The 12503-nt window shown below is 65.2% G+C and carries 10 protein-coding genes; 6 read left to right on the forward strand and 4 right to left on the reverse strand.

Annotated elements, in window-relative coordinates:
- Nucleotides 1-51: 51 nt before the first annotated feature.
- Entirely contained in the window at nucleotides 52-1761 is a 1710-nt protein-coding gene (locus JGU71_RS21240) for a DEAD/DEAH box helicase (protein ID WP_307829749.1), read from the reverse strand.
- A gap of 319 nt (nucleotides 1762-2080) precedes the next feature.
- Here JGU71_RS21240 and JGU71_RS21245 point away from each other — a divergent pair, with 319 nt between their 5' ends.
- Nucleotides 2081-3145: a YihY/virulence factor BrkB family protein gene (locus JGU71_RS21245; protein ID WP_372433215.1), complete on the forward strand. Its 1065-nt coding sequence runs from the start codon at nucleotides 2081-2083 to the stop codon at nucleotides 3143-3145.
- On the opposite strand, the gene JGU71_RS21250 is transcribed toward JGU71_RS21245, so the two are convergent.
- The gene (locus JGU71_RS21250; RefSeq protein ID WP_199706295.1) at nucleotides 3118-3354 is read right to left on the reverse strand and encodes a DUF3039 domain-containing protein; all 237 of its coding nucleotides are present in this window, start codon (nucleotides 3352-3354) and stop codon (nucleotides 3118-3120) included. The two genes, JGU71_RS21245 and JGU71_RS21250, sit on opposite strands and share 28 nt — an antisense overlap.
- 105 nt (nucleotides 3355-3459) lie before the next feature.
- Here JGU71_RS21250 and JGU71_RS21255 point away from each other — a divergent pair, with 105 nt between their 5' ends.
- The 3 genes from JGU71_RS21255 (at nucleotide 3460) to JGU71_RS21265 (ending at nucleotide 6508) form a co-directional block, all read left to right on the forward strand.
- On the forward strand, nucleotides 3460-3831 hold the full coding sequence (locus JGU71_RS21255) for a DUF3099 domain-containing protein (protein WP_199706296.1): 372 nt from the start codon (nucleotides 3460-3462) through the stop codon (nucleotides 3829-3831).
- A 13-nt stretch (nucleotides 3832-3844) separates the two neighbouring features.
- Nucleotides 3845-5338 (forward strand): DUF7782 domain-containing protein, encoded by a 1494-nt coding sequence (locus JGU71_RS21260; protein WP_199706297.1) that lies wholly within the window; start codon nucleotides 3845-3847, stop codon nucleotides 5336-5338.
- Between the two features lie 201 nt (nucleotides 5339-5539).
- Nucleotides 5540-6508, forward strand: coding sequence for a sigma-70 family RNA polymerase sigma factor (locus tag JGU71_RS21265; protein ID WP_199706298.1), 969 nt, complete (start codon nucleotides 5540-5542; stop codon nucleotides 6506-6508).
- 179 nt (nucleotides 6509-6687) lie between these two features.
- Here JGU71_RS21265 and JGU71_RS21270 read toward each other — a convergent pair whose 3' ends face one another.
- Both JGU71_RS21270 and JGU71_RS21275 read right to left on the reverse strand, forming a co-directional pair.
- Nucleotides 6688-9315, reverse strand: coding sequence for a bifunctional acetate--CoA ligase family protein/GNAT family N-acetyltransferase (locus JGU71_RS21270; protein WP_199706519.1), 2628 nt, complete (start codon nucleotides 9313-9315; stop codon nucleotides 6688-6690).
- A gap of 25 nt (nucleotides 9316-9340) precedes the next feature.
- A complete protein-coding gene (locus tag JGU71_RS21275; protein WP_199706299.1) occupies nucleotides 9341-10618 on the reverse strand; it encodes an acetoin utilization protein AcuC in 1278 nt (425 codons plus the stop codon).
- Nucleotides 10619-10820: 202 nt separating this feature from the next.
- Here JGU71_RS21275 and JGU71_RS21280 point away from each other — a divergent pair, with 202 nt between their 5' ends.
- Nucleotides 10821-11513, forward strand: a complete 693-nt coding sequence (locus JGU71_RS21280; protein WP_199706300.1) for an iron-dependent transcriptional repressor DtxR — start codon at nucleotides 10821-10823, stop codon at nucleotides 11511-11513.
- On the forward strand, nucleotides 11510-12499 hold the full coding sequence (galE, locus tag JGU71_RS21285) for a UDP-glucose 4-epimerase GalE (protein ID WP_199706301.1): 990 nt from the start codon (nucleotides 11510-11512) through the stop codon (nucleotides 12497-12499). Before JGU71_RS21280 ends, galE begins: the two co-directional genes overlap by 4 nt.
- The last annotated feature ends 4 nt before the right edge of the window (nucleotides 12500-12503 follow it).

The raw sequence follows: 12503 nt of genomic DNA on the forward strand, positions 1-12503 counted from the left end.
GTCTTTTCGGCGGGCCCGACCACCGAAAAGACCCACGAGGCGCGCAGCGCCCTACCAGCGACGGAGAGCCGCGATTCGTTCGGCGAGCTGGTCGGCGGTGGCGATCGCCGTCGGCGGACCTCCACAGTCACGACGCAGCTCGCCGTGAATGGTTCCGTGCGACTTCCCGGTTCTGTGGTGATGCATCGCGACGAGACCGTTGAGTTCGCGACGTAGTTCCGTCAGATTCTGCGCAGCCGCAACCCGCTCGGTCGCCTTGACCTGCGCGACCGACTTCTCCGACCCGACCGCCTGCCGATCGGTCAGCTGCCGATCCTGACGCTCACGCAGCAGGGCCCGCATCTGTTCGGCATCGAGCAGACCCGGCAGACCGAGGTAGTCCGCCTCTTCGTCGCTGCCGGAGAACGTCGCGGTACCGAACGATGATCCGTCGTAGATGACCTGATCGAGTTCGGCGTCGGCACCGAGCGAGGTGAACGCTTTCTCGTCCTCGCCCGGCTCGTCTTTCGTCTTGTTCGCGTCGGCGAGCAGATCGTCGTCGAAACCGTCCTTCTCGCGATGCGGCTTGCCGAGCACGTGATCGCGTTGCGCTTCGAGCTGCGCTGCGAGATCGAGCAGCACCGGGACCGACGGCAGAAACACACTCGCGGTCTCACCCGGGCGCCTGGTTCGCACGAATCTGCCGATTGCCTGGGCGAAGTACAGCGGAGTTGCCGCGCTAGTCGCGTACACACCGACCGCGAGCCGGGGCACGTCGACACCTTCGGACACCATGCGAACGGCGACCATCCAGCGTTGCTCGCTGTTGTCGAACTCGGTGATGCGATTGGACGAGCTCGGGTCGTCGGACAGGACGACCGCCGGGCGCTCGCCGGTGAGAGCCTCCAACAAGTCCGCGTATGCCCGCGCGTTGGTCTGGTCCGTCGCGATGACGAGTCCACCCGCATCGGGCATACCGCCGGACCGCAGCTGGCTCAGCCGCATGTCCGCAGCGCGCAGCACTGCAGGAATCCAGTCACCGGTCGGGTCGAGCGCGGTACGCCAGGCGCGAGCGGTGTGCTCGGCGGACAGCGGTTCACCGAGCCGCGCGGTGAATTCCTCGCCCGCGCTGTCGCGCCAGCGCGCCTCACCGGAATAGGCGAGGAAGACGACCGGCCGGACGACGCCGTCTTTGAGCGCGTCCGAATAGCCGTAGGAATGATCGGCCTTCGACCGCTGGAAGCCCGCGGCGTCGGGCTCGTAGGTGACGAACGGGATCGCGCTGTCGTCACTGCGGAAAGGTGTTCCCGTGAGCGCGAGGCGGCGGGTGGCGTCGCTGAACGCTTCGCGGACCGCATCACCCCAGCTTTTCGCGTCGCCGCCGTGGTGGATCTCGTCGAGGATGACCAGGGTCCGCCGGTTCTCCGTGCGCACCCGATGGCGGGCCGGGTGAGCGGCGATCTGGGCGTAGGTGATGACGACACCGTGGTAGTCCGACGACGTCTGTCCGGTCGAGTTGGAAAACCGCGAATCGAGCGCGATACCTGCCCGTGCGGCAGCGTCGGCCCACTGGTGCTTGAGATGCTCGGTCGGCGCTACGACCGTCACCTGGTCGACCGTGCGATCACCGAGCAACTCCGCTGCGACGCGGAGCGCGAAGGTCGTCTTTCCGGCACCCGGTGTTGCCACGGCGAGGAAATCGCGTGGCTTCTTCGACAGGTACTTCGTCAATGCTCGCCGCTGCCACGCACGCAACGGTCCTGCGCCGGCACTCGATGTCACCGAGTCAGTCGAAACTGCCAATTCCTGACTCTCACTCAGCACGATCGGTGGAACTCCTTCGCTTGCACATTCGGTCGCACTCGCACCGCGACGAGCTTAGCGGGGAAATTCGGCTGCCCGCGACGCGAGCGCCTACGCTTCGCCGTGACGCGACACGATCGCGCACAGCGGGCGGAACGGCCGAATGTCAGGAATGCTGGAAATCACCATGAACGAATCGACGAGTGGCGCGAAGGGCACCGACGAGGTCCCCGACGCTGCCGATCGCCGTGCAGACACCCCCCTACCTGCGGCGTCGCCACCCAAGCGCGTCTGGCAGGTGATCTGGCGGACGGCCGACAAAGCATGGGGGCATTCGATATTCGCGAAGGCTGCGACGGCAGCCTTCTGGCAAACCCTGTCACTGCCGCCGCTATTGCTCGGATTGCTCGGCAGCCTCGGGTATGTCGGCGGCTGGTTCGGTCGCCCCGACATTCTCGAAATCGTGCACCGGCGGATCATCTCGTTCAGTGAGCGCACGTTCAGCAGCAACGTCGTCGATCAGATCATCCAACCGACGGTCACCGACGTGCTCGGACAGGGCCGGGTCGGGTTCGTCTCGGTCGGCTTCATACTGACCCTGTGGGCGGGCTCGTCGGCCATGGCGACGTTCGTGGATTCGATCGTCGAGGCCCACGATCAGAAGGATTCGCGACACCCGGTGTGGCAGCGGATCTTCGCGCTGCTGCTGTATGTGATGTTTCTCATTGCGTCGGTGTTCATCCTGCCGCTCGTCGCCCTCGGACCCGCATCGATCGCGCGGATCTTCCCCGACTCCTGGTACGATGTCGGCACCCGATTCCTGGACTTCCTGTACTTCCCGATCGTCGGTCTGCTGCTCATCGTCGGTTTGACGACTTTGTACAAACTCGCGCTGCACAGATCACTGCCGTGGCATCGACTACTCGGTGGCGCCCTCGTCGCGGGGGTGTTCTTCATGGCGGCGAGCGCGGGCCTGCGCCGCTATCTGAGCTGGGCTGCCGACAGCGGCGTCACCTACGGCGCACTGGCAACACCGATCGCCTTTTTGCTGTTCACGTTCTTCCTCGGCTTCGCCGTGATTCTGGGCGCCGAATTCAATGCGACTATCCAAGAATTCTGGCCCGCACGGCCCACCCGGATCGATCAGATGAAGGAATGGATCGCGACCCAGGCGACCGAAGAGGGTGCCGCCGCGGTGACGAACCTGAAGCAACTCGCTACGGGACCCATCCGCGTCGCGACCGACAAGGTCCGAGGCGTCACTCGCGGCGAGCGTGACGACTCGGACTTCGAGGGTGACGAACAACCGACCGAGGCACTGCCTCGGCCGCAGGCTCACTCGCCTTTGCGTAATCCCTCGTAGATCTTCTTGCAATCCGGGCAGACGGGAGATCCCGGTTTTGCCGATTTCGTGACGGGAAAGACCTCGCCGCACAGTGCGACGACGTGCGTGCCCATCACCGCGCTCTCGGCAATCTTGTTCTTCTTCACGTAGTGGAAGAACTTGGGAGTGTCGTCGCTCGTCGTTTCGTCGGTGGTCTCTTCGGGCCGGACCTTTGTGTCTGTGCTCACGGATCAATAATGCCCGAAGCTGCCCGAATACTCGCCAGTAGGTCTGACCCGTCCCGTCTACCTGCACTGCGTGCATTTGTCGGCGGGTAGTGCCATGGTGGTGCTATGGCAGGTGCAGGTTTCCAAGCGTCGGAGAACGACGGTACGTGGCGGCACCCCGCGGTCATCACGCAGGCAGCGGATTCGGTGGAGGCTCAGCATCGGGCTCGGGTCAAGCGGTACACGATCATCATGTCTTTCCGAATCCCGGCCTTGCTGCTCGCTGCGCTCACCTACAGCATGTTCGAGAACGCCTGGATCTCCGTCGCCATCATCGCGGTGTCGATCCCCCTCCCGTGGGTCGCTGTCCTGATCGCGAACGATCGGCCGCCGCGACGTAAGAACGAACCACGGCCCTACAACTACGGTCCGGAAAGCTTCGCCCGCACCGAGGTACCCGCGATCGAACCTGCTCGCCACACCGTCATCGACGGCTGAAACACTTGCTCGGGTGACTGCTGCCCGATCGTCGTTGCTCGTCGAACTCTGCCCTGACCTGCGCGCTGCGCTGATCCGCTGTCGGTTCGATGCGGACACCTTGGAAGAGCTGCTCGGCACCGATGGGCTGGCGGCGTTGTCGCGCTCGGAAGCGGTCCCGGTCCGCCGCCTGATCGGCGGCGCGGGCGACCTCGGCATCCTGATCCGACTGTTCCTGCTGACCGATGACTGCACGGTCGCGGACGTCGCCGCCGCATTACATCCCGTCGTGGTCGACGACGCGGTCGCCGCCGGCCTACTCGAACGGACCGGCGACCTCGTTCGCGCGGCGCTGGATCTGCGGCCGTTGCAGTTGCAGGACACACCGCAGTGGATCCTGTCCGACCTCGACGACAGCATGGCACCGCGCGACATCACCGAAGATCACGTCCTCGGGGTAGGCCATGCGTCGCTGTCGTTGCTGCAGGCGACTCCGATCGACCCGACAGGCACCGTGCTCGATCTCGGTACCGGATGTGGCGTTCAGGCGCTGCACGCAGCCGGCTACGCGTCATCGGTGACCGCGACCGACGTCAACCCCCGCGCGTTGTGGCTCGCCGCCGCGTCCGCTGCGCTGAACGACGTCGATATCGAACTTGTCGAGGGTTCCTGGTTCGAACCTGTCGCAGGCCGGACCTTCGATCGGGTGGTTGCCAATCCCCCGTTCGTCGTCGGGCTTGCCAGGGTGGCCCACACCTATCGGGACTCGGGCCTCGATCTCGACGGCGCCAGCAAACTCGTCGTATCGGGCACACCCGAATTGCTCGCACCCAACGGCTCCGCGGCGATGCTGGCGTCGTGGGTGCACATCGAAGGCGAGGACTGGCGGCAGCGAGTGGCGTCGTGGCTGCCCGACTACGGCATCGATGCCTGGATCGTCCAGCGTGATGTCGCCGATCCCGCGTTGTACGTCGGAACCTGGCAGCGCGACGCAGGTCTCGATCCACGCGCCGACGCCGCGCAGACGCAGGCCGACGAATGGCTCGAGCACTTCGCCGCGGCAGGCGTCGAGGGCATCGGCTTCGGCTACGTCTATCTGCGGCGCATCGACGCGCCGACCGAGGTACTTGCCGAAGACCTGACACACGGCTTCTCCGATCCGCTCGGGGCCGAAGCGCCTGCCTATTTCGCGCGGTCCGCGTGGCTGCGTGAGCACGACGTGCTCGAGGCCCGGTTCCGCGTCGACGCAGCGACGGCCTTGGAGCGGGTGTTCCAGCCGGGAGCCGAGGGCTGGAACGAAGTCGCGACGCGGCTGCACCGTGGCAACGGTCCGAGTTGGAGCCACGACGTCGACGAACTCGGCGTCGCGCTGGTGTCGGGAATGCGGCCCGACGGCTTGGCGTTGTCGGAATTGGTGGAGCTGCTTGCGGCGGCGCACACCGGCGAGCCTGCTTCCGACGACTTGCTCGCCTCCGCAAGCGAACTCGTTCGTGCTCTGGTGCGGCACGGCTTGCTCACTCCAGCCTGACCCGCACGACCCCGAGTTCCTCGAGAAGTTCCTCGAGAAGTTCCACCGGCGTTCCCGCCCCTGGAACCTTCTCAGCAACTTCTCAGGACGAATCCATGAAAACTGCTGCTCAGGAGTGTTTGAAGACGGGAATCGAGGGAACTTTCAGGGGTGTGTGTCCGTTGATCCATATGAGACACCACCGATTCAGGGAGGCAAGTCATGACAGGCCCCAGCACAGTTCGCCTACGTCCGAGCGACGCCGATCTCGACGCCCAGAGCCCAGCCGCCGATCTGGTACGCGTGTACCTGAACGGCATCGGCCGGACCGCTCTGTTGAGTGCCGTCGAAGAGGTCGAACTGGCCAAGAAAATCGAGGCCGGTCTGTACGCGCAGCATCTGCTCGCGACCGCCAAGCGACTGTCGGTGACCAAACGGCGTGACCTCACGACCGTTGTCCGCGAAGGTCGTGCGGCCCGGGCACATCTGCTCGAAGCCAACCTCCGACTCGTCGTCTCGCTGGCCAAGCGCTACACCGGCCGCGGGATGCCCCTGCTGGATCTGATCCAGGAGGGCAACCTCGGACTCATCCGCGCGATGGAGAAGTTCGACTACGCCAAGGGCTTCAAGTTCTCGACCTACGCAACGTGGTGGATCCGTCAGGCCATCACGCGCGGTATGGCCGACCAGAGCCGCACGATCCGCCTACCAGTCCACCTGGTCGAGCAGGTCAACAAACTGGCTCGCATCAAACGCGAACTGCATCAGCAACTCGGTCGGGAAGCCACCGACGCCGAACTGGCTGCCGAATCCGGCATCCCGGTGCACAAGATCGCCGATCTTCTCGACCACAGCCGCGACCCGGTAAGCCTCGACATGCCTGTCGGTAGCGACGAAGAAGCGCCACTCGGCGACTTCATCGAAGACTCCGAGGCAACGTCGGCAGAAAGTGCCGTCATCGCCGGGTTGCTGCACAGCGACGTCCGCAGTGTCCTCTCCACGCTCGACGAGCGGGAGCAGCAGGTCATTCGACTGCGCTTCGGTCTCGACGACGGTCAGCCGCGCACTCTCGACCAGATCGGCAAGTTGTTCGGTCTGTCTCGGGAGCGGGTACGCCAGATCGAACGTGAAGTGATGGGCAAGCTGCGCAAGGGCGATCGCGCCGAGCGACTGCGCGCCTACGCGAGCTGACCGTTCGCAACGAAAACCACACCCCGATAGGTGCGCCTGCGGCTGGACTACGGTCGCCGACGGCCACCCATCGCGTCGACCGGATCGCTGGAACTCTCCACCCTCGGGAGTTCCACGCGGATCCGGTCGGCGCGAAACTTCTTTGCCGGTACAGCCTCGCGCGTGCCGGTACAGCAGGATCACCGCAGTCTGCGCGGACCTAGATCCTCACGATTCGGCGGCGGGCCGATCCGCACACGCGCGTACAGGATCTCCGCACGCCGACCCGACGCCAGGATCGGTTCGCACGACAACTCACGCACGTCCGCGAGATCGTCGCACAGCGCCGAAATCCGTTGCAGAACTTCGGCCAGTGCCTCCTTGTTCACAGCCTCGGAAGTCGCTGTGCCGGACAGCAGCGGCGCCGCGCGTGGTGCCTCGACCAACGCGACGGCCTCGTCTTCGGTGAGCGGTAACGCCCGGTAGGCACGGTCGCCGAGCAGATCGAGGATCGGCCCCGACAGGCCGAACGACACGACGGACCCGAACGACGGATCGTCCTGCACACGCACCACACACCCGACACCGCGCGTCGCCATCCGCTGCACGTGCACCAGCGGTTGACCCGACACTGCCGCAAGGTCGTGATAGCCGCGGATCACCGATTTGGGCCCAGACAGATCGAGCCTGACTCCACGGAGATCGGGTCGGCTTCGCCACATCTCCCCCGTTGCCTTCGCCGCAACCGGGTATCCGAGCTCCTCGGCGGCCGCAACTGCCTCGTCCTCGGTGGTCACTTCACGAAATTCGACTACCGGAATTCCGTAACAGGCCAGTAGTTCCGCGGCCTCGAGGTCGGTCAGCCAGCGACCGCTCGGCTCGGTTGCCAGCCTCGACGCGACGAGTTGTGCCGCATGCTCGCCCGCAATGTCCTGCGGCCTGCGAACATTCGAGATCGGCCGCTCCCGCCACTGCGAGTATCGCCAGACGCGCCCGAGTGCACGGGCGGCACGTTCCGGATCCGGATAGGACGGTATCGAGCCTGCAACAGGCGTGCCGTCGGGTCCCGCAACCTCCAACGCCTTCGGAATGCCCTCTTCGCCGAAGAACGTGGTCAGCACTGGCTTGGCCGCACCGCTCGTCGCGTGCCGAAACGCTTCCGCGAACGGCCGAGTCGGAACCGCGATCGGTGGCACGAAGATTGCGATCACCGCGTCGACGTCGCGGGATTCGATCGCCGTGCGGATGGCCGCGGCGAATTCGTCGGGGCTTGCGCCGGGTCCGAGATCGACCTGCTCGCCGACCTGCAAACCTTCGGACTCTGCGGCGCCGCCGGCGAGCCAACCCAGCGCGGTGCTGTTGCAGACGATGGCGACGCGCGGGCCGCGCGGTAGCGGCTGATAGCCGAGCAGTACCGCGCAGTCGAACAATTCGGAGATCGTCTCGACCTGGATGACCCCCGCCTGCGAGAACAGATCAGCGGCGATCGAACCGTCGACTGCCTGGTCGTGCGTCGCCCGGTTCCGCGCGGCACTGAGCCCACTGCGAACTGCGACGATCGGCTTGTTCCTGGCGACGCGGCGAGCGATACGCGAGAACTTGCGCGGGTTACCGAAGCTCTCCAGGTACAGCAGGACAACGTCGGTATCTGCGTCCGAATCCCAGTACTGCAGCAGGTCGTTGCCCGATACGTCGGCTCGGTTTCCTGCCGAGACGAAGGTCGAAAGCCCGAGCCTGCGTTTGGCCGCCTCCCCCAGAATCGCGGCTCCGAGCGGACCCGACTGGCAGAAGAAGCCGACTCGCCCCCGCGCGGGCAGTTCGGACGCCAGGGTTGCGTTCAGGGCGACCTGCGGGTCGGTGTTCGCGACGCCGAGAGCGTTCGGCCCGACGAGCCGCATTCCATGCCCGCGGGCATCACGGACCAGCCGGCGTTCGGCGTCGAAGCCGTCGGTGCCGGTCTCTGCGAAGCCCGCCGACAACACGATCAGGCCTTTGACGCCCTTCGCCAGGCAATCGTCGAAGACGGCTTCGATCTCGCCTGCGGGTACAGCGACGATGGCGAGGTCGACGTCGTCGGGTATGTCGCGCACCGTTGCGTAGGCCCGCACGCCGCGGACCGACCGATGTACGGCGTTGACGGGAAATACCGGCCCCATGAATTCCGCGTTCAAGATGTTCGAAAGGACGGCGTTGCCGACTTTGCCTTTTGTCGTCGACGCACCGATCAACGCAATGGATTTCGGGGAAAGCAGGTTTCGAACACTGCGGGCTTCCGATGCCAATTCTCGCGAATTACGCACCGAGAGCAGAGCTTCGGACGGATCGATGGCGAACTCGAGATGCAGCACAGAGCCGTCGATGCTACGACGGACCTGATAGCCGGCCTCCTTGAACACCGTGACCATTCCGCGATTCTCGGCGAGCACCTCGGCGACGAACGTCTCGATCCCGTTCTCGGCGGCAGCGCCCGCAAGATGTTCCAGCAGGATCGACCCGAGGCCGCGACCCTGATGGGAATCCGCGACGACGAACGCCACCTCCGCAGAATTGGACCAGTTTCCGGTCTTCTCGTCGGGTAGGCGCTCGTAGAGTCCGATCGCGATGATCGCATCGCCGAGTATCGCGACAAGGGCCACGCGATTGCGGTGATCGACGTTGGTCGAACGCTCGACGTCCTTGTCCGACATATGCGGATACGGTCCGAAATAGCGCAGATAGCGCGTGCGCTCGGACAGCGCGCCGTGGAATGCGACGAGCGCGTCCGCATCGGTCGGCAAGATCGGGCGCAGGTGCACGACGCCGCCGTCCGAAGCGAGCACGTCGGCCATGCGGTGCTCGGGAAACGGGGTCGGCTCAGTCACGTGGGTCGTCCTGGTCGAGTCCGAGTAGCGGGAAGGTGGCTCTGCGCGTGGCGAGGATTGCTGTATCGATCGCCCGGATCGCTCGATCCTGTTCGGCGATACCGGTTTCGGCAGCGCCACCGGGGCCGTCCCACGGTCGGTAGGCGATGTCGCCACCTTCACCCATCGTGTCGGGAAGCTGCACCGACGGCGCGATAGTCGCGACGTAATCGCTCCACGACGACGGTATCGGGGTATTCGGATCGATCGTGCGATCGAGGGCGGCCGCGATCAGATGCGTCCACGACCTCGGCACCACCCTGATCAATCCGTAGCCGCCGCCACCGACAGCAAGCCAGCGTCCCTCGGCATGGGTGTCGGCAAGGTCCCGCATGGCGAGAAACGCGGCGCGCTGACCGTCGACCGTGAGCGCGAGGTCGGCGAGTGGGTCTTCCCGATGGGTGTCGACACCACACTGGCTGATGATGATCTGCGGCCGGAACGACTCGACGGCACCGGGAACGACCGCGTGAAATGCGCGGAGCCACATGGCATCCGATGTCTGCGGCAGCACCGCCAGGTTGATCGACGTGCCTTCTGCAGCGCCGACGCCGCACTCGCTCGGATAGCCGGTGCTCGGCCACAGCGTCGCCGGATGCTGATGCACGGAGACGGTGAGCACACGTGGGTCGGCGTAGAACGCGCGCTGCACGCCGTCGCCATGGTGGACATCGACGTCGATGTAGGCGATCCGGTCGTAGCCGTTGTCCAACAACCACGAAATCGCAACAGCGACATCGTTGTACACACAGAATCCCGCGGCGGACCCGGCCATGGCGTGATGCATACCACCACCGATGCTCACCGCGCGCCTGGTGCGTCCCGCTGCGATCTCGCGAGCCGCGGCAAGGGTGCCGCCGGTGATGATCGAGGCGGCCTCGTGCATGTTCGGAAAGATCGGATTGTCGGCGGAGCCGAGTCCGAACGGCGGATCCAGCGCATCGAGAGGTACCGGATGGGTGTTCGCGGTCTTGACGGCAGCGATGTAGTCGGGAGTGTGGATGCGCAACAGATCGGCGTCGTTCGCCGCCGACGGTTCGATCACCTCGATGCCGTCGAGCAGCCCGATTGCTCGCGCGAGCCGCATCGTGAGGTCCAGACGCGTGGGATTCATCGGGTGTCCGCGGGTCCAGGTGTAGCCGAGATAGCTGGGACTCCACACGACGGCGCTCGACCTGGCCGCAGACTTCGGCCCGGGCTGTGACGTCTCCTGCGGTGGCAACGCGGGCATGTCCACCACGCTACTGTGCCCTGGGGAAGGATCGCGGCTATCGGCGCGTTCCACCTGGTGAGGTTCGCCTGTACGCGGCTCGTCCGCGGTCGATCGCTGTTGTTCGCGGGCGTCTACGAACGCGACTCGCGCAGTAGAAATCCATGGCACCACAAACGGATGCCCAGTATAGGTAGAATTTCTGTGACGAAGGGGTGTGAGGGTGAAGGATCTAGTCGACACCACGGAGATGTACCTCCGTACCATTTACGACCTCGAGGAAGAGGGTGTGGTTCCACTGCGGGCGCGGATAGCCGAGCGCCTCGAGCAGAGCGGTCCCACGGTCAGCCAGACGGTCGCACGGATGGAACGTGACGGGTTGCTTCTTGTTGCCGGCGACAGGCATCTCGAACTGACTGCGAAAGGCCGCAATCTGGCCATCGCGGTGATGCGTAAGCACCGCCTCGCCGAGCGACTTCTCGTCGACATCATCGGGCTCGACTGGGAGCAGGTCCACGCCGAAGCATGCCGGTGGGAGCACGTGATGAGCGAGGAAGTAGAACGCCGCCTCGTCGTCGTGCTCAACAATCCGACGACATCGCCGTACGGCAACCCCATCCCCGGCTTGGACGAGCTCGGCATGGACAAGCCGACCGATGCGGACGAGGTGCTCGTCCGTTTGACCGACGTCGCGGTCGGCAAGCCTGCTGCTGTCGTCGTTCGACGTCTCGCCGAGCACATTCAAACCGACCCCGAGGTGATCGGGCGTCTTCGTGAAGCCGGTGTGGTGCCGGACGCGCGAGTCACCGTCGAGGTCAAACCAGGCGGAATGGTTGCCATCACCGTCCCGGGTCACGAGGAATTCGACCTGTCGGAAGAGATGGCGCACGCGGTGCAGGTGAAGCTCGTTCAGTGAAACTACTGGTGACCGGCGGAGCCGGGTACGTGGGAAGCGTCTGCGCACAGGTCCTCCTCGAACGCGGCCACGACGTCGTCGTCGTCGACGATTTGTCGACCGGTAATGCCGACGCCGTTCCCGAGGGCGCGGAGTTCGTCGAAGGCGACGTCGCAGCGGTGGCCGAGAAAGTGCTCGCCGGTGGTTCCTTCGACGGCGTCGCGCACTTCGCTGCACAGTCGCTGGTCGGCGAATCGGTCGTGCAGCCCGAGAAGTACTGGTACGGCAACGTCGTCAAGACACTCGATCTACTCGAAGCGATGCGTGCCACCGGCACTCCTCGGTTGGTGTTCTCCTCGACCGCAGCCACCTACGGTGAACCCGAATCCTCGCCTATCCGTGAGGAGGCGCCGACCCGCCCGACCAATCCCTACGGTGCGTCGAAGTTGGCCATCGATCATGTGATCACGTCGTACGCGGCTGCACACGGTCTGGCGGCGACGAGTCTGCGGTACTTCAACGTCGCGGGCGCGTATGCGGGATTCGGCGAGAACCGGGTTGTCGAAACACATCTGATTCCTCTCGTGCTTCAGGTCGCGGCGGGGGTTCGTGACAAGATCTCGGTCTTCGGCACCGACTGGCCGACGAACGACGGCACGGCGGTTCGCGATTACATCCACATCCGCGATCTCGCCGACGCACACATCCTCGCGCTGGAGTCATGCACCGCAGGCGAGCATCGCATCTACAACCTCGGAAGTGGCACCGGATTCTCTGTGCGCGAGGTGATTTCGGCGTGTGAGCGGGTGACCGGAAAGTCGATCGCGGCGCAGGACGCGCCACGGCGCGCGGGTGATCCTGCGGTCCTCGTCGCCTCGAGTGATCGGGCAACCGACGAGCTCGGCTGGCGACCCGTGCACACCGACCTCGACGAGATCGTCTCCGACGCATGGTCTTACTTCCAAGGCCTCGGAGATCGTTCGCACGCCGCGCGTCCAGCGCACTGACCTC

This window comes from Antrihabitans stalagmiti, assembly GCF_016482825.1.
In the GTDB taxonomy this organism is placed as follows: Bacteria; Actinomycetota; Actinomycetes; order Mycobacteriales; family Mycobacteriaceae; genus Antrihabitans; species Antrihabitans stalagmiti.

What these genes read in the sequence shown, in the direction of transcription:
- JGU71_RS21255 (WP_199706296.1), top strand. Translation starts at nt 3,460, where the DNA reads ATGGCAGGTGCAGGTTTCCAAGCGTCGGAGAACGACGGTACGTGGCGG.
- JGU71_RS21265 (WP_199706298.1), top strand. Translation starts at nt 5,540, where the DNA reads ATGACAGGCCCCAGCACAGTTCGCCTACGTCCGAGCGACGCCGATCTC.
- JGU71_RS21270 (WP_199706519.1), bottom strand. Translation starts at nt 9,315, where the DNA reads ATGGCCGACGTGCTCGCTTCGGACGGCGGCGTCGTGCACCTGCGCCCG.
- JGU71_RS21275 (WP_199706299.1), bottom strand. Translation starts at nt 10,618, where the DNA reads ATGCCCGCGTTGCCACCGCAGGAGACGTCACAGCCCGGGCCGAAGTCT.